This is a genomic window from Exiguobacterium sp. s140 (assembly GCF_018617035.1).
Taxonomy (GTDB): domain Bacteria; phylum Bacillota; class Bacilli; order Exiguobacteriales; family Exiguobacteriaceae; genus Exiguobacterium; species Exiguobacterium profundum.
On sequence record NZ_JACSJK010000003.1, the window covers coordinates 163,941 to 189,729 of the forward strand.

Genomic DNA, 25,789 nt, shown 5'->3' on the forward strand with positions numbered 1-25,789 from the left:
AAAAAAAGCCAAGGATTCCCCTGACTTCTGATTCATTCATTTTGGGATAGAAGAGTCTCTCGCTTCGAGAGCAATTCATCAATCTCCACTTTGGCTTCATTTGCCGACAAGTCTGAGTAACTCGCAATATCAGGCACGTCTCGGAACAGTCCTCCGGAAGTAAGGTCATGGAACAGTTCTGGATTCGTTAGCCCCTCCTCTGCGACTCCTTTTACCCGATGCTTATACTTGTACAAAAAGTTTAAACCACTTGATTTCCAAAATTTCAACAATTCAACCTCTAACAACAACTTGTTCATTGTTTTACCCCCAATTTGTCAATTTCTTCAATGATGGTCTCTACCAACCCGAGTTGAAGTTCTACTCTTGAAGAAGTATTCCACTCACTAATCGAGATGGACGGTTTTAGAATTCGATTCGACCGAGACAGGTTGTTCACGAACGTTTGAAGTGCAAACAAGCGAGCCGCAAAAGTTTCTTTATCGTCCGAATAGAACGCAAACGACGGTCTCCCTTCTGATAACGTTACCTTTCCAAATTGAACCTTCCCGTCACCAGAGAGTCTCTCGTAGATGCGTGGATTGATAAACCCGCCACTCAACGCATGTAATTCTCTCGCAATACTTTGGTTGGCTTCATCAATACCTAAAAAATAGTTATCCTCATGAATAGCAATGTCTACTAGCTGTCCAAATTCTTTCTTCCGAGTGGTTTTATAGCTACCATCTCGATACGTCACGACACATTCATCCGATTCCGTTTCATTGGATACCGAGACCGAAATATGAAAGCTACACTCCTTATGAGTGTATCTTGTCTCCCCTTCTTCCGATTGCGATGTGAACCCGAGAGCAGTCAGTGAAGACGAGAATGACAATGGATTAAATACAACTTCCTTCATTTCCTCAGCCATCAAGTGCTTGTTCATTTCAGAAAAACGAGAACCGTAGTTTCGATTACACGTCACAACGTCAATGAAATCCTTGATTGCGAGACCAAATGTCTGTTCAATCTTCTCAACATTGTCGTCTCGCTGAATGTCTTTTAGACGCCCGTAAGAATCGTATTGTCCTTTGATTGGCAATAGATATGGCTCGAACAGATATTGCTCATCCGCCGTCGAAGATACGATTGGTGCCTCAAAGTTCTTTTTGTTCTTCTCTCGATATGTGCGATGACTTCGTTTCATCGGAAGAAACATGGCATCTTCCTCACTCCGAATCTGTAGACCGGTCACTAAACACGCTACGTGGAATGAACCCATATTAAACACGCTCCTTTTTTATTTAACTAAAATAGTCATCCTCTTCTTCCAACTTGAGCAGTTGATGTTGAAGCTCGCTTCGACATTCTTCATGGAGCTCCCTGTGAGCATTCGCATCATACTCATGACCGCTCATGAAAGAGGGGATGAAATATTGTCCGATATCTTCCACATTTTCAATGAAAGCATGAAGCTCCAACAAGTGCTCACGGATAGTATTGTCGATTAATTCTTGTTTGTAGATTTGTCGAAAGAGATACTGCCTTTGGCTCACGGTAGAAAATAATCGAACTCTGCTTGAACCAAGTAGGTTGAAAGGGTTCATTTCATCGAACATTTCTTCATCTGGGGTCATGACGGAGTTTTGACTCTTTTTCTCATTCCAAGCTTTCAACATATCTTGCAACTCATCGTATTCTTTTCCTAAATCAGTGTTAAACATTGATGGAATCGGGCTTTGTGCCAGATAATCATAAATTTTACGCTTTACAAAGATGCAAGTGGAGACTCTCAAGTCTCGGTGTATATCCAAGTCCACCTCTTCAGATGTTCTCGACAAGATGTGCACCAGTTCATTGATTGGCAGATTGAAGAACCGTTCAAGTCCTTTCACTCCCGCATCCTTAACAATGCTTTCGAACACCACGTTATGACCCGCCTTCCCTTTGATGGGAAAACCGAATGGATAGAGAATATCTGTTGAATACGTGAATGTTGAACCGGTTTCGATTTCCATCTTCATCTGGTCTCCAAAATACGAGTTCCTTGCACGTAGCGGGATGCAGACCATCCCTTCGCCCGGCTTAATCGGTAGTTTACTGATTGCACATGCGATGGCAGACATAAGCCATTCCTCCTTTGTTGAGATATACAATCATCATACTCATTTTTTGACTATATAACAATTATCTTATTTACTATTGTCAAAATATGTTGTAAACTTAAAAAGAACACAGCTCTTCATCTTATCAACTGATTTAAAGCGAAGTAGGATATAAAGTTAAAAACAAATGGAAGTCCCAGGACTCGATTAAGGAGGAACATATGAACGAAGAAATCAAGTATTTAGCAACACACAACGGTACGTTCCACGCTGATGAAGTGTTCGCCTATGTTGTATTGAAGAAGGTATTCCCAGGATACGAACTGATGCGAAGTCGTGACCCAAAGTCGTTAGAAAAGGCTAAAATCGTCTTTGATGTGGGTGGTGGCAAATACGACCATCATACAACTGATAAAGAATATCGAGAGAATGGTATCCCTTATGCGGCATTCGGGCTCATTTGGCGAGATTTCGGAAAACAGTTCTTACAATCATGGTTTGAATCAGAACATATCGATTACGTGTTTGAAAAGATTGATGAGGAACTCGTGCAAGCCATCGACGCCTTCGATAACGGGGTAAATGTTTTCGAGTCATCAAACGTCAATGTGCCGACAGTTTCGAGCATCATCGCTGAATTCAATCACCGCATCCCAAAGGATGCCGTTGCCATCGAAGAATATACGGCGTTCAGTCAAGCGACTGATATGGCGAACGACATCTTCATGAATAAGGTTGTTGGCATTCATAAGATGTTGAAATCAAAAGATGAGGTCATCAAAGCGTTTAATGACCGTAAGAATCCTGCATTGCTCGTCCTTGAGGAAAATACGGAGTGGGGAGAAATCGTGGCTGAAATCGACACAAACGAAGAACTCCTCTACGTGACGTATCCAAAACCTGACGGATATTATCTCCAAGTCGTCACGAAAGAGAATGGAAGTTTCGATGCACGTAAAGACTTACCTGCAACATGGGCAGGTAAGCGTGATGGAGAACTTGGGGCTGTCATCGGAATCGACGACGCCATCTTCTGCCATCCGGCTCGATTCTTGGCGGGAGCCAAATCAAAAGAGAGTATCTTGAAAATGGCAGAACTTGCCCTATCGGAAAAATAAATTGAAATGGATGTGGTCATGATGATGAAGCACAAGATTACACAAGACTTATTTACAGCGATGCGTGACAAAAACAAAGTGAAGAAAGGCGTTCTCACTCTAGTGAAGTCCGCTTTGACAAATGCTGAAAAGGAAAAAGGTACAACGCTGAATGAGGCAGAAGAACTTGCTGTTTTACAGAAGGAACTGAAACAGACTCGTCAATCGGTGGCGGAGGCAGAGAAATGGGGACGAGAAGATATTCTAACCCTTGAGAATCAAAAAATCGCCATCTTGGAATCTTACCTTCCAAAGATGTTGAGTGAGGCTGAGATTCGTGAATTGGTGATTGCTAACGGAGTAATGAGTGGGATGAACATGGGGGAAGCGATGAAGATTGTGAAACCTCTTGTTTCCGGTAAGGCTGACAACGCACTCGTAGCGTCAATCGTAAAGGAAAGCATTCAATAATTAGGGGGAAATCAACATGGCAAATAACGTGATGAACTTGACAGAGAAGGACAATGAAACAATTGCGAAAGCCTATCCAGGAGGAGAACATCCCTTCTTCCATCAAGACCTTGAGGATGAGAACGTCCATGATGCGAAAGACTGGTTGAACAAAAATGAACTAGTTGCCATCGTTAGCGAAAAGCATGGAGGTATCATCGGCTATGTTCACCAAGAGCACGCAGATGATGTCGTGACAGTCTTAAACCTTCACGTCATTGATAAAGAAGCATATTTGATTTGAGATAAATATAAAAAGAGGGAGACGATTGTCTCTCTCTTTTTATGTGATAAGCTTTAGTCTATCCAAAAGACCTCTCTAAGATTCGGATTTCCGATGAAATAAGGACACTCTCGAATTTTCGCATGGTCATAGTCTCCAAAGTCTAGTAGCCATTTCTCTCCCAATTCAAAAAGTGCATCTACATTTTGTTCTGAACGTGCTTCCAATGTACACATGCATGCAGTTCCCCGTTCATACAATTGCACCGTGTAGAATCCAAACTGACGACTTACATATACGTATGATTTATTGTTCACTTTTTGATAAACATTGAACGTCTTCGTGAAAAACCACCCTTCACGTTCCTCATGACCAAACATCTGCCTGACCTCTTTTCTCTATTATTCCCCTTCAATCAACTCGACATCGACTAAGTCGGAGTAACGCACCCAGACTTCTTTCTCATTTCGCTCGTCGATATAGTCGATTGCATCGTTTAAATGAACCTTGGCTTTGTAAACCCTTCCTCGTTCGAAATGATGTGCAAATCGCCGTGCGACATCTTTTGACAGCGTCCACGAATAAGCTGACTCAATTCCCGTAGAGCGAGCACCTTCTCCACGATAGACGGTGATGTACCCTTCTTCCGACAATTCATGTAATTCTTTGATTGCTTCATTGTTTTCATTCAATGAAAAGACCTGTTTGAGCAATGCCTGGTCAAATGCATCGAACCCATAGTTGCAGTGGATATACATACTTTTAAACGCCTCGTACCTATCTTCTGGAGCAATTTTATCCACGTGTTTATGGAAGTAATCAATCGCAAACAGATTATTCTCGGAGAAGAAGTACATGGTATAGTTCTTTTGTTCCAATAGTTCCCTACCTAGTTCATCCGCTCTCAAGTAACCGAGTCCGAATTCCGTTGTCAGCCAAGATGGGTCTAATATTTGAAGTTCGACAGTCCAATACTCCCCGACGTAGAAAAATTGACGTAATCCTTCTGGATGACTACTCCGCCTAATCCGGTTGACATCATAACCGTTTGACTCAAGTTCTTCTTTCCATTTTTCAAAGCTCATGAGACTGTACGGTTCTTCCCAATGCGAGCGGTTCATCTCAGCAAAGAAATCTTTGTCGAGCGGAACCAAGTCATTTAGGAAAAATTGCTTGTTCGCTTGAAAATATAAGTCTGAGAAATTCATATTGTTCTCCTTCTTTCTATGTGACATCTGCCACTCCATTATTATTAAACTACCATATTCTATGTTCGGGTCATACCAACTAGTCAAAAAAAGAGTGACATCCATTATGGATATCACTCTAACTATCTTATAGTGCATTGAATCCTTCTTCAGAAAGAATCGTGACACCTAAATCCATTGCTTTCTTATGCTTAGACGTTCCATTCGCATCGTCACCCATGAGAAGATATGTTGTCTTCTTGCTGACAGACCCGCTCACTTTTCCACCTCTCGCCTCAATGAGAGCTTTGAACTCGTCACGTGACTTCGAGAGTGCGCCGGTGATGACAAATGTGCTTCCTTCCAAGCTCGTACCTTCGACAGTTACTTCCGCTGTTTCAGGCGAAACCATCTTCACGCCTAAATCCAACATTTCCTGAATCTGCATCCGGTTCTTCGGGTTCTTCAAGTAGTCGATAAGCGAGTCAGACATCGTCTCTCCAAAGTCCTCAATCCCCATTAACTCAGTTTTAAAGTTTGGGAGCAATGAGGATTCTAAAAGGTTCTCCATCGAACCGAACTTCTTTGCCACATCTTTCGATGCAGATTGTCCGATGAGTCGGATACTTAGACCATAGAGTGCCTTTTCGAATGGCATTTCTTTCGAGTCTTCAATTCCTTTTAGCATCTTATCAATCTTCTTCTCGCCGAAGCCTTCCATGTCCGTGAACTGGTCTCGCTTCTCGTGGAGTCGATAAAGGTCTGCGAAAGATTCGATTAGATTCCGCTCCAGAAGGACTTCCACCGTCTTATCCCCTAATCCGTCAATATTCATCGCCTTTCGACTGACATAGTGAGCCAGTTTCCCTGCGAATTGTGGTTTACATGTCGCCCCAGTACAGTAGACGTTTTCTCCGATACGTTCAGTCGGTGATGCGCATGATGGGCAGGTTGAAGGCATTTCGACAACCTTTTCCTCACCTGAACGTTCGGCATGAATCGCCTTGACGACCTGAGGGATGACATCATTGGCACGTGCCACAACAATCTTGTCTCCAATTCGAATATCTTTTGTGAAAATGTTCGAATAATTGTGAAGGGTCGCACGAGTGATGTTGACACCACTGATATTGATTTTATCAAACTCCGCCACCGGTGTGATTTGACCGCTCTTCCCTACCTGGAAAGCGACATTTCGCAAAGTCGTCGTGGCATCCAATGATTCAAACTTGAACGCACAAGACCATTTTGGGAATTTTGACGTATAACCGAGTTGTTCCCGTAGTGCGATGTCATCAAATTTAATGACGAGACCGTCAATCATATACGGAATTGATGGTCGTACTTCCGTATTATAGTTCAAGCAGTACTCGATGAGTGCCTCTTGCTCATGCGGTTCGAACACTTTGTACGGCACTACGTCAAATCCAAGTTCTTTCATGAACTCCAAACGTTCGACATCTGTTCCGAACGCTGTCCCATCCGCCTTTTCAAGTTCGAACGCAATCCCTAGAAGGTTCCGCTCAGCCGCAATCTTCGAGTCGAGTTGACGTACTGTTCCGGATGCAAGGTTCCGAGGATTCGAATAGCTTCCATCCACATTGATTCGCTCAAACTCGTCAAAAGGGATAATCGCTTCCATCCGTACACTCAAGTCGTTCTCGAAAGGAATCTTATCCGGTACATTGTCGAAAGTCTTCACGTTGTGCGAGACATCTTCACCGATATAGCCATCCCCACGTGTTACCGCTTGCTTCATTGCACCTTGTTTTCGTACATCGACAATCGTCAGTCCATCAAGCTTTTGTTGGACAATGATTCGGCTTCCGGTCGTGTTCTTTGCCAAGAATTTGCGAAGACCTGCCTCATCGTTCACCTTGTCCTGAGAGAGCATCGGGTTGTCGTGTCGAACCTTCTTCAATGAGGAAACAAGCGTTGTCACGATTCGCTGTGTCGGAGAGTCGGGAGTCACCATATCTGGGTGCTGTTCCTCCAAAGCCACAAGCTCCTGATATAAGTTGTCGTATTCACCGTCCGTAATGACCGGTTGGTTCATCTCATACAATTCATCATGTTTCTTGATTTCCTGTTGTAAAAATACTAGCCTTTCGATTCCTGGAGTCGTTGTGTTCATTACGATTCCTCCTTATGTTTTTTTAACCTTACTATTATATGTACTTGTCAGATTTCAATCATCGATATTTTTATGAAAACAACCTCATTAGCATAACATAAGAAAACTAACCAATTGGAGATGCATATGCATCACTACCTAAGGAGGACTTTTTAGATGAAAAGCATATTTGAAACAGTTGAAGAGTATTATTCGAAACCGGTCAAAGAAGAAGACTTCGTGACGACAAGACGACTCAAAAATGGTCACATTGAAGACCGGACACAATCCGTGATTTGGAACGAAGAGTTTGTTAAATCGAACAATGAAAAGTATCAAGCTCAACGGAGGGAATACATTTCCGCATGTAACGAATGGGAAGCTCAATTGCAGAGTGACTTGAAAGCGTGTATTGCAGAGCAAAATCGATTGACGAGTGAACAAGTGGATATCCTATTCAACTTTGCTTATCAAGAAAAGCACAGTAATGGATATCATGACATTGCCAATTTCGCTGATGAACTGGCAGATGTGGTGCATGACATTCTCAACGTATCGAAATGATTGAAAGGGGCGGAGATGACACAACCGCCTCTTTTTTGTACGCAAAATCAATTAAAGTGCTACGATGAATGATTATTTAACATAGTGTGAGAAATTATAGCATATCACGACATGGTTGAAGTGTATTTTTCCCAAGTGAAGCTTTATATCTCATAAACTACAGACTCTTTGCCGCCATCCCTAGAACATCGAGTATGATACGTAGAACATTCTATTTTGACTATAGTCAAAAATAGATATATAGTGATTATACATCGTCCCTCTCATTCGAGCGAAGGGGACAGGAAAATACATTTTTAAAGGAGATGGTCATATGTACCAAAAATCATTTTTCATGAAAGAACTCAAACGTCGTGGAGTGTCTAAACATCCTGTTACACAGCGAAACTTAAAACACTCAAAAACATCGGAGCTTGCCCGACTCTATACCGACATTCTTGAAAAAGAACAATCAAACGCATAATTGAGACAGCTAATATAGCTGTCTTTTTCTAATTCTTTGATTTAAGTAAAAAAAAGAGAGAGGAATGCCTCTCTCAATCGTTTTTTAATTTTGACAATAAACCAGTATATCGTTCGTGGACTCGGAACGTCTTAATTCCACGTTCGAGGGCATATAAATATGCGATGTAACAATGGAACAGACTTGCACGTGTCTCGCCCGTATAGAGGATGTTATTATCCAACATCCGCATATGAGACATTGAAACAGGTTGAATGACTGCTTGCCACTGACTCCCTTGCGACTTATGAATTGTCAAAGCATAAGCATGGTCTAACATCTCCAAGTCATCCTTCCCTTCATAATACACATACCAATCTTCATATTTCACGATGATTCGTTCCGTCGTTGTCAATTTGTCCGTCAATTCATCCCGTTTTGTCACACTCACGATTTCAGCAACAATACCACATTCACCATTCGTAATCCCCTTCTCTCGTGATTCCCAGTACTTTCCGTCATCTTTATTGTACAGAGTGCGTTCAATGTCATTCTGAATGTGAATGACTTTATCTCCCACTCGATAATGAAGAGGCGTTTCGTTGTCCGGCATCTGAAGGTTGTGAACCGTAGAAGCTTTCCCATTCGGATTGAACATTTCTTGGAATACACGATTTAGGTTGTAAATGCCAAGTAACCCTTTACGCTGTGGCGTGAGCACTTGAACCTCTTCAGGACGCATCCCTTTCTCCAAAAGACGACGGTAACTATGAATTGTCGTCTGAAGAATATCCTCATCTGATTGCCGAGAAAGAACAAATGAATCATTCGTCTTCTGAGTCTCGACCATTTCACCTCTAATGATGCGGTTCGCATTCTCGATAATACCGCTTTCTGCACCTTGACGCTTCACAACGTCCAATGTCACGACATCTACAACGCCACTTCCGATGAGGTCGAGCAATACGTTACCGGCACCTACACTCGGCAATTGCTTCGTGTCCCCTAAAAAGATGACTTTTGCGCCGCTTTTGATGGCGACTAATAAATCCCGTGCCAATTCTGTATCAAGCATTGACGATTCATCGACCACAATGACATTCTCATCAAGTGGGTTTTGAGCATGCCGAGTGAATCCTTCCTCAGGAGAGAATTCCAATCCACGATGAATTGTGATACATGTGTTCCCGGTTGCCTTCGATGCGACTTTACTCGCCTTTCCCGTTGGTGCCATGATTTTTACCGAGTATTTCAGCCCATTCGAGCGATGAACCGATTGAAGAATGGCAAGAATGACTTTCAATGTGAACGTCTTCCCACAACCTGCAGAACCATTCAAAATATAGAATCCTCCACGTTTAGAGGAGAATGTCTCAACTGCTTTCCGCTGTTTTTCCTCTAGGTGAATACCGGTTGCGTTCAAATAGTCATCAAGGATGGACGTGACTGCTTTCTCGTCTGTCTTCGCCCACGCTGTAGGACTTGCCAACCGCTCAACCTCATAGGCAATTTCAGTTTCCATGACGAAATATTTTTTCATATAGACATGACCGTGGTCATTCACAACTGCCCCCTCTAGAGCCAACATCTCTACTGCATCATTGATAGCGGAATCATCGATTTGATGACCTGGTAGTCCCAACATGTTTTGAACACGAGCCTTCACTTCGTCTTGTGGGAGATAGGTGTTCCCTTCACGTACCGCTAGTTGCAAGATGTAGATGATTCCCGCACGAATACGACGACTGTCGTTGAACGTGATGCCGCTACTCTGCGCAATCGTGTCGCATCGTTTGAAGCCGTAACCCCGAACATCTTGAATGAGTCGATAAGGGTTTGACTCCAAGACATCTCGAACTTTACTTCCATATGTCTTTTGTAGCGTTTCCACTTGTGTCGGGTTCAACCCCAGACCGAAGAGGAAAAGCAACTGTTCTTCTTCTTGCGCCTTCTCTTTCAATAATTGTGACCATTTCATTGCTGTTTTCTTCCCAATTCCATTCATTCTTGCCGCAACAAGATTCGGGTTGTTCGTCATCACATCCAATGTTTTGTCTCCGAATGTGTCGTAGATTGATTCGGCACGTGTCTTCAAGCCATGTAATGTCTGTAGATAGAAGATAATAGCTCTACGCCCCTCAGCCTTTGCTACTTTGATATGAAGTACATTTAATTGAAGCTCGCCTCGATATCTCGTGACATCTGCCTCGACCTCATAGGTGTTCCCAATCGTCAACGAACCCGGGAACTTGCCCTTCATGACATAGGATGTACCGGAAAGCAACTCGACACTATAGATGCCGAATCCAGTCTCTTCTTTGAAGTAGAGCTCGGTGAGCGGGATGAGTTTTCGTGTCACTCGTTCTCCCTCTCCCAACAAATCCATTTCAATATCAAGAACATTCCATTCATCTAATAATTCCATCATCAATTCCTCCTTTAAAATAAAAGTGTCCAGGTTATTACTAGACACACCTTTTTGTTGGTAATACCGTATTGTACGGGAACCGAAGGTGCGCAATAACCTGAACCGGACGTTTTTATATTGAAACATCGACACTTCATTTTTTGACTATTGTATAAATATAATTATACAATACGCCTATATGTTATGCAATTAGGTGTATGGCTACCAATTATTTTGTGAAATGGAGATGATGTTATGGAACAAGAAAACGTACAGGTAACCTTCGGGGAACTGCCAAGTGAAATCAACGGGGGGCAAGACGGTAAGAACAAGGATATCTCGGAACAAAAAGGTGAGGATGCCTATGCGAAATCAGTCGAGCGCTTGTTCGAATCTTATAAGCGATTCCAAACAAGTATGCAAGACCTGACGAAGTTATCACTGAATCCTGGACTATTGTTGATTAAATTGCCAGTTGTTTTGGATGATTTCAAACACGAGATTGAAGTCTTCCGTTCAGGAGACTATCAAGTCGCAGAGGTGTATGCCGAGGGACATGCTTTTATTGAGGCAGGACTGGAGAAATACGATGAATTTTTAGTCGAATACCCATTGGCTATGAAGGGCAAGAAAAAATTGAAGGCGATGAAGCGAATTCATGAACTGGGTGCGCTGAGCGGTCGTGCAGACAAAGATTTGAAGGCGGCGTTCTATTCATTCTCTCGTGCAATCGAAGAGTCGGAAGAAGGTGCTCTCCAATGAAGAAACACCCTGAGCATGCTTATCTATCTTTGATGAAAGAGTTGCTTTCGGATGGCGTACAGAAAGGTGATAGAACCGGAACAGGGACATTGAGCCTGTTCGGACGCCAGTTGCGATTCGACTTGAAAGAAGGTTTTCCTCTACTGACGACAAAACGTGTTCCGATGAAGCTTATCACTTCTGAGCTACTATGGTTTTTAAAGGGAGACACAAATATCCGATATCTCTTGGAGAACAACAATCACATCTGGGATGAGTGGGGCTTTAAAAAATGGGTCGAATCACCGGACTATGATGGTGTGGATATGACCAATTTCGGAATTCGATGTCAAGAAGACGAACACTTCAATCTGGAGTATCAAAAAGAATTGAAGCGGTATCAACATCTTGTGCTGACGAACGACTCTTTCGCCGAAACTTATGGTGACTTGGGGAACGTCTATGGGAAACAATGGCGGCGTTGGGAAGGCGCCGATGGCAAGGTGTACGACCAAATTCAATACATCCTGGATGAAATCAAACGGAATCCTGATTCTCGCCGTTTACTGTGCGACGCATGGAACATTTCCGAACTCCAGACGCAGGCGCTACCGCCTTGCCATTATTCATTCCAATTCTACGTGGTAGATGGGAAGTTGAGTTGTCTCTTCAACATGCGCTCGAATGACGTGTTCTTGGGCTTGCCATTCAACATCGCCTCTTATGGTCTCCTGACACACCTTGTAGCCCATGAATGTGGATTGGATGTTGGTGAATTGGTATATAGCGGGGCAGATGTCCATTTGTATTCAAATCATATCGAGCAAGCAAAGGAACAACTGAGTCGAGAGCCTCGACCATTCCCTACGCTTTGGTTGAATCCGGATAAAACGTCTATCTTTGATTTTGAAATGGATGATATCAAAGTCATCGGCTATGAACCGCATCCACCTATCAAAGCGCCTGTGGCAGTGTAAAACATAAAAAAAGACACTCAATAGTGTCTTTTTTTTATGTCATCGTTTGATAGAGAATCTCCATATCAGAAGGTTTCATTAAACTATCTTTCGTGTTGATGTAACCATGCACGCTGATTTCTTTTGCGTACCCATAGATTTTCGACATCAAATTCTCACACATTTCAGGGACATCTCGTGACATCACCTGCAATGACAACTCGTTCATTTCATCCGTGATTCGTTGAATCATCGGGTTTTTAAACATGTCTCGTTCTTTGACACGCTTCACAGCATCTTTTAGAGCACCATGTGTCTTAGGTGCCACTTTACCGTTTTTGGTGAATGACGCAAACACAACGTTCACTGTCTCGAACGCCTCATTCAATGCGCCACCCAGAACTTCATGAACCATTCGAATATTGTCTTCGATAGCAGTCTGCTTGACCTGCTCGTTCAATTCTTCCGTCGGCAAATTGACGTTTTCCATCACCGGAAATGCTTTCACGGAGACAGTAAGGTAAAACGAATCACGATAGTCTTGAACAGATGGGATTCGACGCAGAATAAATGATTTGAGCTCATCACGTCTAGTTGGGTTGAGTGATGTCAATGCATTATCGAGCGTCATTTCGAACTGGTCTAAAATATTGTTCCAATCCTTGATGATTTTATCTCGACATTCCTCATAGTCTCGTTGTGCCTCATTCAACTTAACCTTAAAATCATTATACGTTGTCAAAGGCATGTAAGAGTTCTCATAGCCAACCGCCATCCGAGTTTTTGCCATCCTTATACGGGATTCAATCTTTTTAAGTTCCTTTTCATATGCGACCGGGATGAATGTCAATGACCCATTCTTTGCGTAATCGCTAAAGAACTTCGTGAGACTTGTTTGACTAGCATCAATTCCTAGAACTTCCGGTGTCAACTCCATGTTGCCACGGATTCGACCTACGTGAACACTAACCAGTACTCCGCCATTGTGAAGATACTTGTCAAGGTTCTCGATTGTGACATCGGTACCATCGGCTCTCAATCCCTCGATAAGCTTTTCAGCCTTCTCACGGTTGTATTTAAACATGTTCATTCTCCTTTGAAGTAAATTGTTACGAACAAATAACTATATATGAAAGACCTCCCACGGTCTGCTTTAGGGTGCCCGGTGACTTTATCATCGGGTTCAAGCTACTACTCAAGAATTGTCTTGGCGAATCTATGTCAAAAGACATTCCAGTTTTATGTCTTGTCCTTTATGTTATGTAGGTTTCGGGAAATCTATAATAAGAATTATTAAAAACCTAATCTTGTTTCCTAGATAACTCCATTATATCTCACGAAGAAGGATTAGTGTTTTTTGACATAAAAAAAAGGCAGGAGCTTACGGGTCATTTTGTCGTTCCACCCTATCACTCCTGACGCCTTGTCATGACTTCTATACTATATCCTCTACTCCATATAAATATTACACGTTCTGGTTCGACCCGAAATGAGTCACTTCTGCCACAAACCCACGGGCTTCTAACAAGATATCATCCCGGACTTGTTCATATCTTTTCGGAATCGTAAGACTTTCAGTATGTTCGAGATGTTCAATCAAACGCTTTTTATGATATTCAAACTCAGTAGATGACTCACTTGATTGAATCAGTCCAATCATGTGAATAATTTGACGTGAAGCGTGAATCAATGTCTCATCTGAATCATTCGAGGAGCGTTGGATAGAATCTTCGAAGAGCTGTGACGGTTTGAATCGACTTAAGGTCGAACCATCGACGAACTCGACATAGATAATGACAAGGTAAAAGACAAGTCCTGTCCTGAAAATCCTCTCGTATAGTGGAAGAAAATCTGACGCCCATGTTGATAGAAACATGGATACAGCCAACATATATATCGAAAAATGAAACGCTTTCTTGACCCATTTTAGTTTATTCATCATCATACACCTCCTTTTAAATCATTCTAATTTCATTGACGTCATTTATTCATCGCTACCACCATCTGATAAGCGACAGATTCCCCCAGAGAAGAGAGTCGATGATGAGCGATTTGTATTTTGACTATTGTTTATATATAATTACATTATAGTCAAAATAAGGAGGTGAGCGGCATTCCCTCGAATGCCAATTATCATGAAGATGAGAAACAAAGTGCTCTCTACTGCGTTCGTGCTTTCGTTGATTGTTTCCAACGACACGGGGGTTGCTTACGAAAGTGTATTGGACGGTCATGCACAAGAGACGGATTTAGTACAGGAGGTTTCGGAATTGTTTTATCAAGCTCCGGAATCACTTCCTCTTACACATGAGGCTAAAAAAAAGCTTCAAGCACAATATGTAGATAAATATATGCCGAAAGAAGGATGTGCATTGGTGGAAGAGTTGCCTAAAACTTCAGACATCCACTATACGCCACCAAAACCTAAACCAAAGCCAAAGGCAATGAGCGCTGTCGCTCAAACAACAAAGAATGCAAAAGCAACCGCAATACAAAAGACATCACTGACGAAAAAAACGAAGCTTCCGGCATCCGGTGAAGGGAGTTCGGTCAACGGAAAATCGATTTCGATGACAGCCGAAGAACGATTATGGTTAGAGAAGCTAGTAGAAGCCGAGTCCGGCGGAGAACCCTATGAGGGTAGACTAGCTGTTGCAACCATCATCGCAAACCGTATCGAGATGAAAGAGTTTCCGAATACAGTGATGGCAGTCATTACTGCTCCAAAGCAGTTTTCGCCATTTATGGACGGTTCGATTCACAAAAAGCAACCGAGTCCCGATACGAAAAGAGCGGTGGCTGAGGTGTTCGATAACGGAGTGAGAACGCTTGGGCGAGATGCGGCATATTTTTGTACAGTGGCAATTGCACCGAATAGTTGGATTGGACAGAACAAAACGCTTATCAAACAGATTGGCAATCATGCCTTTTTTGAAAAATGATGATTCTAATACCAAAAAGAGAGGAAACGCTATTCATTGCGTCCCCCCTCTTTTTTATTGCTTATACGAACCTTCAAAAATAACCTTTTTTTGAAACGCTACTAGGTCATCATATGGAACAAAGTAGTATTTTCGATTGGAATCTGCCAGGAATGAGACTACGACGTCGCCCGTCGGCAGTACCAATACATCCGTTTCTTCTTGCCTAGCTTCGTTTAATATAGCCCTCACATACATTGTCATCAATGCTTTTAACGGCTTAGGATTGTTCAATTGTTTATCCACCCAATCCAAGTAGAATGCCTCACTATAGACTTCTGTCCATGCGAGGATATTGTAGAGACCCAAGGCAACCGGTATGATGAAATATCCCGAAGCACCTTCTGTCACAGCCATAAACAAAGCAAGCGACAGGCTCAACAATTGAGAGAATAATAGGTAGTAGCGGGTCTCATAGATAGATGTAGCATATACCTTCTCCAATTTCATCCGTCGCACTCGTTCATCCTTGACCAGATTTGGTTTCATCTCGCTAACAGTGAACGTATAATCTCCGTGCTCTATCAAATACATATCTTTTTCTTGAAAGAAATATACCCCTCCCTCAATTGTGAATGGGATTGTCTCTTTTGAATCGATTTCTTTGTCGATAGCAAATGCCATCTTCCGAATCTTCTTTAGTCGATTTTCAAATCGGTCAGAAAGATACATCCCAATTAAGTATGGGAGCGAAAGAGAGAGCGCAACCATAATCATATTGTCGTTCACCATGCCGATGACGCATAATGCCAGGAGTCCGGCACTTAAAATCAAGCGTACAACCCATTTCATCGAAATCACACCCTTTTTTTCATTATTCTATGTGTCTTACTCCGTCTTATTCGGACATAAAAAGAGGTGGTTATTCTCCACCTCTTCTTAATGTTTAATTTAATTGTGATAAATCAGGGAGACATGCTTCGGCTTCAAGTAAAAGTTTTTCAATTTCTTCATCCATCTTTTTAATCTCGTCCTCTGCCTTGTCTGGTTCAACACCCATTTCTTTCATCTCATTTTTCACCTGAGTGTATTGGGAGCGCAGTGTTTTAAGCACCGTCTCATCTTGAATTTTCTTTGTCTCTGCCTGTTTCAACGTTTTGTTGAGCTCAGCTACTTTTTTGTTCAAAACCTCGTTTGTGTGTGTATGTGACATATTCATCATCCCTTCTATTATTTATCCGACATGAGCCGTTACGATAGTTTCAATTCTAGCTTCATCGATTTTGCTCAAGCATACCGGACATGAGCCTACGGAATTAAGAGCTTTCTTGTACTCTTCTAGCGTCTTCATTAAATGAGCAGTTGATTGTTTAACGGCTTCAGCGGCTTTCGCACCTTCGTTTTGGATATGCGAAAGGTTTGATACCTTTTCAGACAATCGCTTTCGTTTCTCAATCTGTAAAAGAAGTTTCTGCATCAATTCTTCCGATTTCTCCAATTTCGAGAGAGCTTTTAGCTCAACTTCGATTGAATCGATTTTCTTTTCCAAATCCAGACGCTTGTTGTCCGCCAAGAGATAAACTTCATACCGTTGAACAAGCTTTGTTCGTTCGATGATAAGTCCCTCGATTTTGTCGAACAACTCTCGTGCTTGAGACACCGAGGACAATTTTTGAATACTTGCTTTGACAACTTCCGCCTCATTCCTCATTTTAGTCAGGCGCATTGAACGTTCTTTCAAAGCGTTCCGCTGTTGAAGACGTGCCATGACCTCATTCATTTTCGCAATCGCATCTTCAACCTTGTCAAGTTTTTTCAAAGACCGCTCTTTCTCGTCAATCTTTTCTTTAATATGACCTAACTCAACATGTTTGGACTGAAGTTTGTCACGATTTAACTTTAATTCGTCAATCCTCGCCATAATATCCTCTAACTTAGCGAGTTTCTTCTTCGTCTCATCCAAGTGAGCATATTGTTCAATATTCTCTTCAGTCGCTTTGAGTTGATTCGTTTTTTCTTTTTCAATTTGATTTAGCTTCTTCGTCTCTGCTTCTAAATCTTTCAATACCGCATCCACAAAGTGCGTTTGGTAAACAGACCCGATGACCTTTGCTCTCATACTCGGGGTAAAATTCCCACTAATGAAGAACCACCCGTCGCCCTGACGTTGGAAATTGAGCGGGATATCCTTATCCGTATCAATATCCAAACTGTTATATCCAAGGAGTTCTTGAATCAGGGACAAACTCTTCGTGTTGTATACCTCGACTTCCGCAGTCATTGGATTATAGACCTCATAGCCGTTTTTACCGGATTTCTTCCGGTCAACAACACGACTTACAATATAGCCATTCGAGAGATACAAGCTTACCTTTGCATAATCTTTCCCATGATGGATGAGGCGTCGGGGGTTCCGTCCGGCATTCTCAAAGACCCAATCGAACGCTGACATGATAGACGATTTACCTGCTCCCGATTCCCCGACGAAAACATTCAATCCGCTTGAAACTTCAAATTCAGAATAGACATGCGATTTAAAGTTCTCTAGTACAACTTTTTCAATCGTGTAATCTGGAGCGGGCTTTGTCACTTTTTGAATGGCATCCATCTTCGCAGATACTCTATCGATAGCCTCATCAATCGTTTTCTCATCAAGGTGTTTGTTTCCGGCGATTTCACGGATGATATCCTTGATATTGGTACCGCCCTTTAGTTGCGCCTTGTTTACGATGGATTTGATTTCTTCCATTTGAGCATTTCTGGCGTCTCGCATCTCAATCTTCTCACGTGAGAGAATATCTTCTCCAACCTGTGCAGATTTTAAATAGATGGTCTTGACGGAAATGCCCTTTTCCTTCGTAGCTTCAATTAACAATACCTTGGGACGCCGTTTCATTTCTTTCTTATCATTCTTCATACGCACCGGCGAACCAGGATTTACGAAGAACTTTCCATCAACTTCCGTCAGTGGGAAACCGATGTGGTCATGCCCCGAGATAGTCAGGTCAGCCTTTGTCTTCTTCGCAATTTTGTCCAATACCGTATGCGGGAACATATCTCCCATATCCTTGTTCGTCAAATAACCATGTACGATATGAATATGAATGTCTCCGGCTTTCTCTTCAATGATATAGTCAGACAAACGCTCGTCACTATCCATCCCAATATCATAGCTTGTAGCAGTGACGGCGACCCGAAGACCCTCTTCATCTGTAAAAATGAACGGCTTCTCTTTCGTAGGAAAATGCATGAATCCGATTTTCTCCAAGAAAGCAAGTGTCGTTTTGGGATAGCTTTTCAACGATTCCCCGAACAGCTCATGGTTCCCGACGGCTCCGAGAATAGGTGTCCACGATTCAAACTCCTTCGCAACATCTTCCGGAGTTAGTTTGCCTAGCATAAGAGACCCTAATGTCGAGAAGATATCGACGGTACTCCACCTTTTCACCAAGTCGCCGATGAAGTCGTATGGCACCTTCGGTTTATCCAAGAAATCTCCTGGTTGCAAGAAGGCTTTGACATTGTGCTTCTTACCTAACGCCTTGATTTCTTCCGTTTTCGCATTCACACTTGCGTGATAATCATCTGTCCGGTTTTCCGGCACATCGACCCGCTCGTGCTTGTCTCCAAAGTAAATAAATTTCACTTTTAATCACCCTTCCGCATAAGCTGATAGTATAAGTATATCCCTTTTTTATTCATATTGATACTTATTATTTGCACTATAGTCAAAATAAATGCCATATATCTCAAACTTGTTTGACCATGACTAAAGCATACAAAGCATGAATAGAATAAGGACAAGGTAGACATATCATTATTTGACAATAGTCAAATAAAAACAATATGATTATACCATAGAAAGAGAAGGGGGATGATTCGATATGAATCTAGTCATTACTGGTAAAAAGATTGATTTGACCGTGGGGTTAAAAGAACTTGTTGAGAAAGAGCTACAGTTTCTAACTGATGTGCTTCCAGAAGACAAGGCAGTCACCGTCACGATTGAGGCGTCACCAATTATGAAGGCAACCGTATTGTTTTACCACAACAATGATGTTGTTCGCTTAGAAGAAACCGGTGAAGATGTTTACGTGTTCTTCCCTCGATTGGCAAAGAAATTGAAAAAACGCTTGCGAGACAATGATAAATTAGCTCGTGAATTCAAGAAAGAAGGACTCAAGCATCATCAACCGATGTCCCCATTGGACGAAGGCATGGAGCAGGATGTACAAGTCACAAAACGAAAACGTTTTGACATGAAGCCGATGTCTGAAAAAGAAGCCGTTCTTCAGATGAACCTACTTGGTCATCAGCAGTTCATTTTTGCAAACGCAGATATGGACGGGACTATCTGTTTGCTTTACACACGAAAAGACGGAGACTTTGGGGTTATCGAGACTTCAGCCTAATATTAATCATCACTAAAAGGAGTTCCTCAAATGAGGAACTCCTTTTTTTATAAGACATCGTTGTCTTCGTTGAAGAAAATATCTGGCTGTCCAATGGTTGAAGCGCCCGGATGATTATATGTCGTTTCATCCGCAACAGGCGCATTCGCCTTTTTCGGCACATCTTCTCCTTCTTCGAAGAAAATGCCATCACTCTCCTGACGTTTCGGTTTAGGAGTAGGAGGTGTCACTGGAGGCGTGAAAACGTCATACTGCTCACCCGAGAGCGGGTCTTGTACTGACATATGCTCGTCCTCGAATGTCGGGATATTCTTAGCGGGTACCGGCACCGGAGTTCCGAATCCCGCTAGTTGGAGCATTTTTTCTCTTCTCTCAGCTTGTTCCTCATTGTACTCCATCACCATTTCATCCAATAATTGATTCAATTCTTTAGGAATATATTCAATTAAGCTGACTCCTGGAGGTTGTACACTATTGTTTTTCATCAATGCATGTGTGACCTGACCGAATGGACGGAAATGAATCTCGGTAGCGGAGAATCGTGCCTTCTTCTCTTTAACTTCTCGACTGGTCTCAGTCTTTGCCCCACCCGAATGGAACAAGCTGAACTTTTTGCGTGAGATGCCTTTGTCGATTCTGGTTTCTTCGATTTCACCGAAGTATTTCTCAAAATATTGGTCATCCGCATTTGACCCACCCGGGTACACGACAACATTACGACAGTTCGTGGACACAACTTCCAAGAAGTCTTTTCCAGACTGACCGCCACGACCGATTAAAGCTCGTGATTGAGTCGCAAGGTGCGATGCCACACGATAAGAGCGTCCTTGCGTGAGCATATCTTCGAACCCAGGGTTTGCATAGACTTGGAATTCGTCGATGTAGAGCATGTTCCCTTTACGTGTAAACTCATTGCCTGGACGACGGAAGACCGCAGACTGAAGCTGTAGGATGATGAAGAAACCAAGGAATCTCCCTAGCTCACGAAGTTTACCTTGAGCTGTCGCAATCGTGATGACTGTACCGTTTTCAAGCGCCGCATCAAAATCAACGTCACTCCCCCGCCCTGGTGGTGGATTTAAGACACGACGGAGATATTCATTTGATGTCAATTTTGCCACCTGTGAGCGGATTCCCGAACAGTGTTCATAAGTCTTAGTTGCAGTTTTTGTTCCTTTCGCACCTGTAAAGTAATCTTGCATGAACCACAATGCGATGTCCGAGTTTTCCTTTTGAATCGTTTCGTTCGGAGAACTAACACGAGAGAACTCCATCACCATTTTCTCTCCCGCTCCGCCCGTGTTGTGAATGAGGCTGTCCAATTGCAACAAGGTCGCATCATTTCCATACAGTCGTTTCAGAACTTTCAGAGATTTTCGAACAAGGTTTTCGTTCATATCAAGGAAGAATTGTGGCGAATCCGGGTTTAACATTTTAAATGTCATCGCCATGTTTTCAATCACATCTCCCTCGTCCCCATAGAGAGGGTTGAAATACGGGCAATCCGGTAAAATCGGGTTGAAGTATTGAACTTCTCGACCGTAATGTTTCGCCATTGCCCAAATCTTTTCTGCAAGGTCACCTTTAGGTTCGATTACCGTAATTCCGATTTCAGGCACTTGCATGTCTTTATTAATCATTGGGATGATAGTTTGCGATGTTTTACCTGAACCAGTCGGACCTAGTACGAGCATATGCAGATAACGGTCTTTTAACGGTACGACTATCGGCTTTTTATCATCAATGTCTTTCCCGATAACGGCGTCACCATCCTGAACGACAGTCTCCGTTTCGAAGAGGTCTAGCAGTTTGGTAGACAAGTACGTCTCAAACATCTCCTTAACCGATTCTTGACGCCATAACCCGAATGAGGAAACAAATAAGAATATGTTCACAAGCATCATCACCGTGGTAATTGAGCTTCTCAATTCCTCATTCCCCACCTTATTCAAGCCAGATAAGAAAAAATGACTGACAATTGCCATTACAGCAATCAAGATGCTTGCTTTTAGCAACGATGCTCCGAATTCTTTTTCCTTTTCTCCGGCATGGTCTTTCAAAACCGTGAAAGCAATCAAACTTGTCACAAACGTAGTCAGGTGCACGAACATGATACTTTCTTTCATCATGAACGACACGACAAGCGCAGTGAGTTGGATTCCGGTCAACGCAATCATTACGCCAACGATATTACTTCCTAACATTTTTAGCGTTTCCGATTTTAAAGCTGTTTCAACGGATGTTTTCATTCACATCACTCCTTTTAATTTTTTTTACCTAACACTCAATGGTCAGTTCTTGCTATCCTATTTAATGGCTTAAAGGTATATTCATGAATGATGCTTTATACGGAAATACAAAAAAGAGAGGGTCTCCCCTCTCTCACTCTGTTGGATTCAAAAATGCTTTAAGCACCGCTTCTGGAATTTCTCCATTCTCAGCATCCTGTTGTGCCTGTTCTTGTTGATACTCGTCATTCGGTTTCAGGTACAACTCTTCAATTTCTTCAAAATATGCCACGTTCTGATAGTAATGGTTTATACCGTCCGGAACATAATATCCATACAACACTAGCTTCCCATTCATATATTCCCCTACGTATGCACGTACTTTTACATTCGGCTCTTCTTCACGAATCAACTCAACGACATGGATTTGATGCAATCCATCCAATACGTTAAACATACTGACAGCCACACTATTTTCTTGATATACTTCATCTTTTTCAGCATCTTCTGGTGATTGAATCATCCATTTGTCTTGAATTCTCCAAGGACCCGGGTTCAACGGTGTTAATGACTCTGAATCTTTATAAAGCGTCCGGCGCATTTCTTCTGGCAAGAAAAGTGGCACTATCGCCAACATCTCAGGTGTCTTGAACCCAGTCGGCAACACCTTCTTAATTTCTGATGTTTTCTTGCCCACAAGTCCTCTGGCGAATGTGGCATCTGCATACACTCCTGCGATTTCCAGATTCTTTTCTTCACTGAATCGATTTGAAGCAAGGTACTTTTCCATCTCCGATAGGATAGCGTCTACTTCTCCCGATTCTGCATATTTCAATAAAGATTCCTTCAACGTCCCCGATTGTTCCAATGGGAACTCTTTCGTCCCGTATCCTACAGGAGTAACACGCTTTAAATACGAGGTAGCTATGGTTTCTCGTACACCCTGAGCGTTTGCCTCTTTTTCTCCTGACTTATCACTCTGATTCGTGACGGAATTCACTACCTTCTCTTGTGGAGCTTCTTTCACAGGGTTCGTTCCGAATACATCAGACATCATGAATAAAGCCGTGCCAACGATGCAGACGCTTAAGAAGATTCCACCTCCTACAAGTAACCATTTATCCTTTTTCATCATAATCATCTCCTTTGATTTATGTTTATATCAATCGACAGACTACCTTCAGAATTTCACTTCCTTATGGTATTTCAAAAATTCCTTTTTTATAAGGACAACGAACAAAAGAGGGACTAGAGTCCCTCTTTTTAATTGAAAATGTATTCGATTTTGTCACCCAACCTCAACGATGCGTTACCTGTTTTTCCAGACCGCCACGTAAACGATTTCACCTCTGTCGGCTGTCCTTTCAACAGGAGTTTGACATCCTCTTTGGTAATGGTCGCTCCACTCATCTCTTTCCAGATGATTGTGCCGCATGAACCAGGATTGTTTTCACATGAATAAAACTTGTCACGTTCCAAGACCTTACCCTTACATTTCGGGCATGTCCCTAAGGACGTCGCCTTGCTCCCGCTCGGGGATTTCTGCGTGCCTTTCGAGCCATTGCCGAAACTCAATGCACCCTTCTTCTTATCATACAGTAGTGTTGCTTTCCATTGTTTCTTCTTATTGTCGAATTCCATCACTTTCGTCTCTTTTCCGCTCAAAATCTTTTTGAGCTCTGTTTTTGAGACTTTAGCTCCCCAAACGATATGACCCACAATGAAGTCACATGGGTTCTTATATTTCTCACATAAATAATAGTCTTTTCCATCGACAACTTTCGACCCGCACTTTGGACATTCTCCTAATGAGGGCTTGTCACTAGAAAGGCTTACCTTCAATGATTTTAACTTATTCACCATATCGGAAATATAAGCCCGCATTTCTTTATCAAAATCGGAAGGGCTATAGTTCCCTTTCTCCATCTCGCTCAACTTGTTTTCCCAATGAGCGGTCAACATTGGCGAAGCGATGTCCATGTCCCCGATACCTTCGATTATACTGATTCCATAATCGGTTGCATAAAACGATTTTTTCTTCCGCTCAATCATTTTCTTCTCAACGAGCTTGTCAACGATGCCGCCACGAGTTGCCGGTGTGCCGATGCCATTGGCTTCTTTGATGACCTCTTTCATCTCATCATCTTCAATGAGTCGTGAAACATTCTCCATAATGGCGTTCAAGGTAGCGTCATTGTAACGAGGAGGCGGACTTGTCTTCTTCTCAATGAGACGAGAGTTGACCAGGTCAAATTCCTCCCCTTTCTTAACATTCGGTAAGAGCGTGTCCTTTGAATTCATAGGATACAAGCGCATAAATCCGAGGTCTTGAAGAAGGCTACCGTTCGTCTTGAACTTGTGTCCATTCGCCTCTGTGACAATACTCGTCTTTTGCGTCTCCATCGGAGGCAAGAAAATAGCTAAGAAACGACGGGCGACCGTCATATACACATTCACTTCCTCTTTCGTTAGTTTCCCTAAGTCAGGAACCACACCAGTTGGAGTGATTGCATAGTGGTCTGTAACTTTTGCGTCATTCACATATTTTTTATTTTTGCCGACCTTCGCCAACAACGTCGAATCCGACATGACATCTTTCGCTTCAGATTCCAGACCAGGAAGCATCGTGAGCGGTTTCAACATTTTCGAGAATTCTTTTGCAAGCGCCTCGGTCAAGAAAGCAGAATCTGTTCGTGGGTATGACAAAAGTTTCTTCTCGTACAATGATTGTGCCACAGCGAGCGTTTCCGACATCGTGTATCCAAACAGGCGGTTACATTCGTTCTGTAAATTCGGAAGACTATGCAGTTCTGGAGCATATTTCATTTCTTTCTTTTTTGTAACTTCAATGATTTTACCTGTAGAACCGAATTGAGGGATTAACGTCTCAGCCTTTGATTTGTTCAGGAATTGAGAATTCCCTTCGGTATCAAAATAGATGCCTTTGTATTTCCCGAAATCCGCTTCAATCTCCCAGAATGGTTTCGGCACAAAGTTACGGAGCTCTAACTCTCGGTCAACAACAATCTTCAGTGTCGGTGTCATGACCCGCCCCAATGGTGCGTTTTTCCCTGTCGTCAGTCCATATGCTCTGGAAAAATTCATGCCAATGAGCCAGTCCATCTGAGCACGATTGAAGCTTGCTTCTTTCAATCCGTTCAAAAGTGCATCATACTTACGAAGATTCTGAAGAGCTTCTAACAATTTGCCTTCAGTCATATCTTTGAACCAGAGACGTCGAACGGGAATCTTCACGCTCACCTCTTCTAAGAACGCCCAAGCGATAAGTTCTCCTTCACGTCCCGGGTCGGTTGCGACGATGACAAAATCATGTCCCCCATTCTTCACGAGTGTTTTGACATCCTTATACATTTTGACCTTGTCACGGGTCGGGCGATAGATGAACTGTTCTGGCATCATCGGAAGATGCGCCTTATCCCATTTCTCCCATTCAGGATTGTAAGCAGACGGTTCGACCAACCCCATCACATGACCTGCGAAAGTTGTGAATTCCACATCATATGGGATTTTTGTTCGATTTGCATTATAGACCTCCTGAATCTGTAGCATTTGACTCGGCTTCTCTGCAATCAAGATTGCTTTTTTACGACTCATTACAACAACTCCTTTTGATTATGACTATTGGGGTTATCCCAAAGATGTGCTTATCCTATGCATGTTCTCACGAATCATAAATGTTCCGTCAATCTGACTAGAATCATTCATAATTATTTAAGAAACTCAATTCTCGCCACATTGTGATACAAATAACTGATTCAATCAGAAAATAAGTAAAAACAGGCATTTTACTGATACGAATTATCACAATACTCCATATCTCGCTATATAATGTCACGCTATTAGCTCTTCAGAGTGTTCACTCCCCTATTTTATTTATTTG

General features: G+C 42.4%; 24 protein-coding genes. 9 read left to right on the forward strand and 15 right to left on the reverse strand.

The features are described 5' to 3' along the window. Positions 1-32: 32 nt before the first annotated feature. Genes KNO61_RS11850 through KNO61_RS11860 form a run of 3 tightly spaced genes read right to left on the reverse strand, consistent with a single transcriptional unit; the run spans position 33 to position 2,108 of the window. The gene (locus tag KNO61_RS11850) at positions 33-299 is read right to left on the reverse strand and encodes an AIR synthase family protein (protein ID WP_214688500.1); all 267 of its coding nucleotides are present in this window, start codon (positions 297-299) and stop codon (positions 33-35) included. Continuing rightward, positions 296-1,264, reverse strand: a complete 969-nt coding sequence (locus tag KNO61_RS11855; protein ID WP_214873434.1) for a hypothetical protein — start codon at positions 1,262-1,264, stop codon at positions 296-298. Before KNO61_RS11855 ends, KNO61_RS11850 begins: the two co-directional genes overlap by 4 nt. Positions 1,265-1,286: 22 nt before the next feature. Next, positions 1,287-2,108: a hypothetical protein gene (locus KNO61_RS11860; protein ID WP_214873436.1), complete on the reverse strand. Its 822-nt coding sequence runs from the start codon at positions 2,106-2,108 to the stop codon at positions 1,287-1,289. A 200-nt stretch (positions 2,109-2,308) separates the two neighbouring features. On the opposite strand from KNO61_RS11860, the gene KNO61_RS11865 reads away from it, so the two are divergent. Genes KNO61_RS11865 through KNO61_RS11875 form a run of 3 tightly spaced genes read left to right on the forward strand, consistent with a single transcriptional unit; the run spans position 2,309 to position 3,938 of the window. Next, positions 2,309-3,205 (forward strand): MYG1 family protein, encoded by an 897-nt coding sequence (locus KNO61_RS11865; protein WP_214688494.1) that lies wholly within the window; start codon positions 2,309-2,311, stop codon positions 3,203-3,205. 24 nt (positions 3,206-3,229) lie between these two features. After that, positions 3,230-3,655 carry a GatB/YqeY domain-containing protein gene (locus KNO61_RS11870; RefSeq protein WP_251030832.1) on the forward strand — a complete coding sequence of 142 codons (426 nt, stop codon included), beginning with the start codon at positions 3,230-3,232 and terminating at the stop codon, positions 3,653-3,655. A gap of 16 nt (positions 3,656-3,671) precedes the next feature. After that, positions 3,672-3,938 carry a hypothetical protein gene (locus KNO61_RS11875; RefSeq protein WP_214873441.1) on the forward strand — a complete coding sequence of 89 codons (267 nt, stop codon included), beginning with the start codon at positions 3,672-3,674 and terminating at the stop codon, positions 3,936-3,938. Positions 3,939-3,991: 53 nt separating this feature from the next. On the opposite strand, the gene KNO61_RS11880 is transcribed toward KNO61_RS11875, so the two are convergent. From KNO61_RS11880 to ligA, 3 genes are all read right to left on the reverse strand, one after another. Next, on the reverse strand, positions 3,992-4,297 hold the full coding sequence (locus tag KNO61_RS11880) for a hypothetical protein (protein WP_214688489.1): 306 nt from the start codon (positions 4,295-4,297) through the stop codon (positions 3,992-3,994). A gap of 21 nt (positions 4,298-4,318) precedes the next feature. Beyond that, positions 4,319-5,125 carry a hypothetical protein gene (locus tag KNO61_RS11885; protein ID WP_214873443.1) on the reverse strand — a complete coding sequence of 269 codons (807 nt, stop codon included), beginning with the start codon at positions 5,123-5,125 and terminating at the stop codon, positions 4,319-4,321. Between the two features lie 127 nt (positions 5,126-5,252). After that, positions 5,253-7,238, reverse strand: a complete 1,986-nt coding sequence (gene ligA / locus KNO61_RS11890; RefSeq protein ID WP_214873445.1) for an NAD-dependent DNA ligase LigA — start codon at positions 7,236-7,238, stop codon at positions 5,253-5,255. A gap of 156 nt (positions 7,239-7,394) precedes the next feature. Here ligA and KNO61_RS11895 point away from each other — a divergent pair, with 156 nt between their 5' ends. Together KNO61_RS11895 and KNO61_RS11900 are read left to right on the forward strand one after the other, a co-directional pair. Then, positions 7,395-7,781 (forward strand): hypothetical protein, encoded by a 387-nt coding sequence (locus KNO61_RS11895; RefSeq protein WP_214688483.1) that lies wholly within the window; start codon positions 7,395-7,397, stop codon positions 7,779-7,781. A gap of 313 nt (positions 7,782-8,094) precedes the next feature. Then, positions 8,095-8,244 (forward strand): DUF2639 domain-containing protein, encoded by a 150-nt coding sequence (locus KNO61_RS11900; protein WP_214688481.1) that lies wholly within the window; start codon positions 8,095-8,097, stop codon positions 8,242-8,244. A 73-nt stretch (positions 8,245-8,317) separates the two neighbouring features. On the opposite strand, the gene recD2 is transcribed toward KNO61_RS11900, so the two are convergent. Further along, on the reverse strand, positions 8,318-10,648 hold the full coding sequence (gene recD2, locus KNO61_RS11905) for an SF1B family DNA helicase RecD2 (protein ID WP_214873447.1): 2,331 nt from the start codon (positions 10,646-10,648) through the stop codon (positions 8,318-8,320). A gap of 237 nt (positions 10,649-10,885) precedes the next feature. Here recD2 and KNO61_RS11910 point away from each other — a divergent pair, with 237 nt between their 5' ends. Continuing rightward, positions 10,886-11,392, forward strand: a complete 507-nt coding sequence (locus KNO61_RS11910) for a hypothetical protein (protein ID WP_214873450.1) — start codon at positions 10,886-10,888, stop codon at positions 11,390-11,392. Further along, positions 11,389-12,348, forward strand: coding sequence for a thymidylate synthase (locus KNO61_RS11915; RefSeq protein WP_214873452.1), 960 nt, complete (start codon positions 11,389-11,391; stop codon positions 12,346-12,348). The genes KNO61_RS11910 and KNO61_RS11915 overlap by 4 nt, the downstream gene beginning before the upstream one ends. Before the next feature lie 34 nt (positions 12,349-12,382). Here KNO61_RS11915 and KNO61_RS11920 read toward each other — a convergent pair whose 3' ends face one another. After that, on the reverse strand, positions 12,383-13,411 hold the full coding sequence (locus tag KNO61_RS11920; protein WP_214688473.1) for a hypothetical protein: 1,029 nt from the start codon (positions 13,409-13,411) through the stop codon (positions 12,383-12,385). Positions 13,412-13,792: 381 nt separating this feature from the next. Then, complete coding sequence (locus KNO61_RS11925; protein ID WP_214873454.1) at positions 13,793-14,266, reverse strand: hypothetical protein; 474 nt, start codon at positions 14,264-14,266, stop codon at positions 13,793-13,795. A gap of 184 nt (positions 14,267-14,450) precedes the next feature. Between KNO61_RS11925 and KNO61_RS11930 the strand changes: the two genes are divergently transcribed. Next, positions 14,451-15,269, forward strand: a complete 819-nt coding sequence (locus KNO61_RS11930) for a cell wall hydrolase (protein ID WP_214873456.1) — start codon at positions 14,451-14,453, stop codon at positions 15,267-15,269. 54 nt (positions 15,270-15,323) lie between these two features. On the opposite strand, the gene KNO61_RS11935 is transcribed toward KNO61_RS11930, so the two are convergent. From KNO61_RS11935 to KNO61_RS17510, 3 genes are all read right to left on the reverse strand, one after another. After that, positions 15,324-16,100 (reverse strand): hypothetical protein, encoded by a 777-nt coding sequence (locus KNO61_RS11935; RefSeq protein WP_214688467.1) that lies wholly within the window; start codon positions 16,098-16,100, stop codon positions 15,324-15,326. Between the two features lie 94 nt (positions 16,101-16,194). Continuing rightward, positions 16,195-16,434 carry a hypothetical protein gene (locus KNO61_RS11940; protein ID WP_214688465.1) on the reverse strand — a complete coding sequence of 80 codons (240 nt, stop codon included), beginning with the start codon at positions 16,432-16,434 and terminating at the stop codon, positions 16,195-16,197. Positions 16,435-16,482: 48 nt separating this feature from the next. Further along, positions 16,483-18,894: a metallophosphoesterase gene (locus KNO61_RS17510; RefSeq protein WP_214873458.1), complete on the reverse strand. Its 2,412-nt coding sequence runs from the start codon at positions 18,892-18,894 to the stop codon at positions 16,483-16,485. 238 nt (positions 18,895-19,132) lie between these two features. Here KNO61_RS17510 and KNO61_RS11950 point away from each other — a divergent pair, with 238 nt between their 5' ends. Then, a complete protein-coding gene (locus tag KNO61_RS11950; RefSeq protein WP_214688460.1) occupies positions 19,133-19,660 on the forward strand; it encodes a ribosome hibernation promotion factor in 528 nt (175 codons plus the stop codon). A gap of 47 nt (positions 19,661-19,707) precedes the next feature. On the opposite strand, the gene KNO61_RS11955 is transcribed toward KNO61_RS11950, so the two are convergent. From KNO61_RS11955 to KNO61_RS11965, 3 genes are all read right to left on the reverse strand, one after another. Continuing rightward, a complete protein-coding gene (locus KNO61_RS11955) occupies positions 19,708-21,909 on the reverse strand; it encodes a type IV secretory system conjugative DNA transfer family protein (RefSeq protein WP_214688459.1) in 2,202 nt (733 codons plus the stop codon). 133 nt (positions 21,910-22,042) lie between these two features. Further along, positions 22,043-23,020, reverse strand: coding sequence for a hypothetical protein (locus KNO61_RS11960; RefSeq protein WP_214873460.1), 978 nt, complete (start codon positions 23,018-23,020; stop codon positions 22,043-22,045). Positions 23,021-23,151: 131 nt separating this feature from the next. Further along, on the reverse strand, positions 23,152-25,503 hold the full coding sequence (locus KNO61_RS11965) for a type IA DNA topoisomerase (RefSeq protein WP_214688455.1): 2,352 nt from the start codon (positions 25,501-25,503) through the stop codon (positions 23,152-23,154). Positions 25,504-25,789: the final 286 nt, after the last annotated feature.

What these genes read in the sequence shown, in the direction of transcription:
- KNO61_RS11885 (WP_214873443.1), bottom strand. Translation starts at nt 5,125, where the DNA reads ATGAATTTCTCAGACTTATATTTTCAAGCGAACAAGCAATTTTTCCTA.
- KNO61_RS11920 (WP_214688473.1), bottom strand. Translation starts at nt 13,411, where the DNA reads ATGTTTAAATACAACCGTGAGAAGGCTGAAAAGCTTATCGAGGGATTG.
- KNO61_RS11865 (WP_214688494.1), top strand. Translation starts at nt 2,309, where the DNA reads ATGAACGAAGAAATCAAGTATTTAGCAACACACAACGGTACGTTCCAC.
- KNO61_RS11860 (WP_214873436.1), bottom strand. Translation starts at nt 2,108, where the DNA reads ATGTCTGCCATCGCATGTGCAATCAGTAAACTACCGATTAAGCCGGGC.
- KNO61_RS11850 (WP_214688500.1), bottom strand. Translation starts at nt 299, where the DNA reads ATGAACAAGTTGTTGTTAGAGGTTGAATTGTTGAAATTTTGGAAATCA.
- KNO61_RS11895 (WP_214688483.1), top strand. Translation starts at nt 7,395, where the DNA reads ATGAAAAGCATATTTGAAACAGTTGAAGAGTATTATTCGAAACCGGTC.
- KNO61_RS11965 (WP_214688455.1), bottom strand. Translation starts at nt 25,503, where the DNA reads ATGAGTCGTAAAAAAGCAATCTTGATTGCAGAGAAGCCGAGTCAAATG.
- KNO61_RS11915 (WP_214873452.1), top strand. Translation starts at nt 11,389, where the DNA reads ATGAAGAAACACCCTGAGCATGCTTATCTATCTTTGATGAAAGAGTTG.
- recD2 (WP_214873447.1), bottom strand. Translation starts at nt 10,648, where the DNA reads ATGGAATTATTAGATGAATGGAATGTTCTTGATATTGAAATGGATTTG.
- KNO61_RS11935 (WP_214688467.1), bottom strand. Translation starts at nt 16,100, where the DNA reads ATGAAATGGGTTGTACGCTTGATTTTAAGTGCCGGACTCCTGGCATTA.
- KNO61_RS11960 (WP_214873460.1), bottom strand. Translation starts at nt 23,020, where the DNA reads ATGAAAAAGGATAAATGGTTACTTGTAGGAGGTGGAATCTTCTTAAGC.
- KNO61_RS11880 (WP_214688489.1), bottom strand. Translation starts at nt 4,297, where the DNA reads ATGTTTGGTCATGAGGAACGTGAAGGGTGGTTTTTCACGAAGACGTTC.
- KNO61_RS11930 (WP_214873456.1), top strand. Translation starts at nt 14,451, where the DNA reads ATGCCAATTATCATGAAGATGAGAAACAAAGTGCTCTCTACTGCGTTC.
- KNO61_RS11950 (WP_214688460.1), top strand. Translation starts at nt 19,133, where the DNA reads ATGAATCTAGTCATTACTGGTAAAAAGATTGATTTGACCGTGGGGTTA.
- ligA (WP_214873445.1), bottom strand. Translation starts at nt 7,238, where the DNA reads ATGAACACAACGACTCCAGGAATCGAAAGGCTAGTATTTTTACAACAG.
- KNO61_RS11875 (WP_214873441.1), top strand. Translation starts at nt 3,672, where the DNA reads ATGGCAAATAACGTGATGAACTTGACAGAGAAGGACAATGAAACAATT.
- KNO61_RS11925 (WP_214873454.1), bottom strand. Translation starts at nt 14,266, where the DNA reads ATGAATAAACTAAAATGGGTCAAGAAAGCGTTTCATTTTTCGATATAT.
- KNO61_RS11955 (WP_214688459.1), bottom strand. Translation starts at nt 21,909, where the DNA reads ATGAAAACATCCGTTGAAACAGCTTTAAAATCGGAAACGCTAAAAATG.
- KNO61_RS11900 (WP_214688481.1), top strand. Translation starts at nt 8,095, where the DNA reads ATGTACCAAAAATCATTTTTCATGAAAGAACTCAAACGTCGTGGAGTG.
- KNO61_RS11855 (WP_214873434.1), bottom strand. Translation starts at nt 1,264, where the DNA reads ATGGGTTCATTCCACGTAGCGTGTTTAGTGACCGGTCTACAGATTCGG.
- KNO61_RS11870 (WP_251030832.1), top strand. Translation starts at nt 3,230, where the DNA reads ATGAAGCACAAGATTACACAAGACTTATTTACAGCGATGCGTGACAAA.
- KNO61_RS11910 (WP_214873450.1), top strand. Translation starts at nt 10,886, where the DNA reads ATGGAACAAGAAAACGTACAGGTAACCTTCGGGGAACTGCCAAGTGAA.